Here is a 2104-nt window from a genome sequence, read left to right on the forward strand (position 1 = left end):
CCCGTCGTCGCCTTGGTGGGCCATTACCCCACCAACAAGCTGATAGGCCGCGGGCTCATCCTTCACCGCCGGAGCTTTCAACTCCCGCCCATGCAGGCAGGAGTATTATCCGGTATTAGACCCCGTTTCCAGGGCTTGTCCCAGAGTGAAGGGCAGATTGCCCACGTGTTACTCACCCGTTCGCCACTAATCCACCCCGAAGGGCTTCATCGTTCGACTTGCATGTGTTAAGCACGCCGCCAGCGTTCGTCCTGAGCCAGGATCAAACTCTCCATGAATGTTTACCGGTAATCCGGTGCACACGCACGAAAGAGCGGGCCAGTCTTGGTCGGAATATGACCGACTGACCACAACGTCCTCGCTGTGTTGTTGCCTGCAAGCATCACCCGAAGGTGACCTCACAGGTCTTTTTCAAAGGAACCTCATCCACCGAAGTGGACGGGGTATCAACTTCTGGCGTTGATTTTTGGCACGCTGTTGAGTTCTCAAGGAACGGACGCTTCCTTCGTACTCACCCTCTCGGGCTTTCCTCCGGGCTTTCGTTCTTGCGATTCAGACTCTATCAGAGTCTTTCTCGCTTGCTTTCCAGGTCCTGCGCTTTCGCGCTTTCCCTTTCCGGCGGTTCCGACTCTATCAGAAGTTTTCCACCGGATTTCCCGGCTTCGGATTCCTGGATGAGGAGTCGGCTGTGCCCCACGGGAATTCAATTCCATTTGGGGGCGAGAAAGATTTTAAACCATCGCTGCCGAACTTGTCCAGTTCGAGGCAACCGTTCGAATCTACCTCCCCACAGCGGCCGTGTCAACGGTCTGCGGGACGACGAGGAGACTAGCAGCTCAGCTGCCTTGTACGCACATCAGGCCGCCGTCGGGAGCGTCGCCGTGCGGTCCGCCTCCTCCACGTCGCCCACCTCGCCGGCGCGGGACGCGCGGCCGCCTAGGACGTAGACGTAGGCGAGGAACGCGGCCTCCGCGACGACGCCGATCGTGATGCGGGCCCAGGTGGGAAGGCCCGACGGGGTCACGAAGCCCTCGATCAGGCCGGAGATGAAGAGAACCGCGGCCAGGCCGATGGCCATGCCGAGGGCGGCTCGGCCCTGTTCGGCGAGGGCCGTGCGGCGGGTGCGGGGGCCCGGGTCGATGACCGTCCAGCCGAGGCGCAGGCCCGTACCGGCGGCGACGAAGACGGCGGTCAGTTCGAGGAGGCCGTGCGGGAGGATCAGGCCGAGGAAGACGTCGAGGCGGCCGGCGGAGGTCATCAGCCCGAGGCCGACGCCGAGGTTCGCCATGTTGAGGAAGAGGATCCACAGGACCGGGAGTCCCAGGAAGGCCCCCAGGACCAGGCAGACCGCGGCGGCCTGAGCGTTGTTCGTCCAGACCTGCGCGGCGAAAGAGGCCGCCGGGTGGCTGGAGTAGTAGGTCTCGTACTGGCCGCCCGGCCGGGTCAGGTCCTTGAGGTGCTCCGGGGTGGCTATGGCGCTCTGCACCTCGGGGTGGGCGGCTATCCACCAGCCGATGAGCACGCCGAGGGCGGTGGAGAGCAGCGCGGTGGGTATCCACCAGCGGCGGCTGCGGTAGACGGCTGCCGGGAAGCCCTCGGTGAAGAAGCGGGCGGCGTCGCGCCAGCCGGCACGGCGGGTACCGGTGACCGTCGAGCGGGCGCGGGCCACGAGCTGGGTGAGCCGGGCCGTGAGCATCGGGTCGGGGGCGCTGGACTGGATCACGGAGAGGTGGGTGGAGGTGCGCTGGTAGAGGGCGACGAGTTCGTCGGCCTCCGCCCCGGTGAGCCGGCTGCCGCGACCGAGGAGCTGCTCCAGGCGGGCCCATTCCGTCTGGTGGGCCGCCACGAAGACGTCGAGATCCATCCGGTTACCGCTCCCCTGCCCCTGGCCACCCGATACGGCTTACTTCTCCTGCGGTCAGCTTGGCAGACTGGGGTGGACAGGGGCGGGTCAGGTCGGGGAAAGGTGCGCGCGTTGAGCGATCTGGTGACGGGAGACGCGGTCGTCCTGGGTCTGCGGCCGGCGCGGCTGCCGACTCGGGCCCTGGCGGTCCTGCTCGACATGGTCGTCTACGGCATCGGGTTCGTGGTGGTGATGGTCGGG

At 65.6% G+C, this 2104-nt stretch carries 1 protein-coding gene; it reads right to left on the reverse strand.

The annotated features are described in order from the left end of the window. Positions 1-856: 856 nt before the first annotated feature. The gene (locus tag SSNG_RS13785; RefSeq protein WP_007264443.1) at positions 857-1864 is read right to left on the reverse strand and encodes a stage II sporulation protein M; all 1008 of its coding nucleotides are present in this window, start codon (positions 1862-1864) and stop codon (positions 857-859) included. Between the last annotated feature and the right edge of the window lie 240 nt (positions 1865-2104).

The organism is Streptomyces sp. C, from assembly GCF_000158895.1.
Taxonomy (GTDB): Bacteria; Actinomycetota; Actinomycetes; order Streptomycetales; family Streptomycetaceae; genus Streptomyces; species Streptomyces racemochromogenes.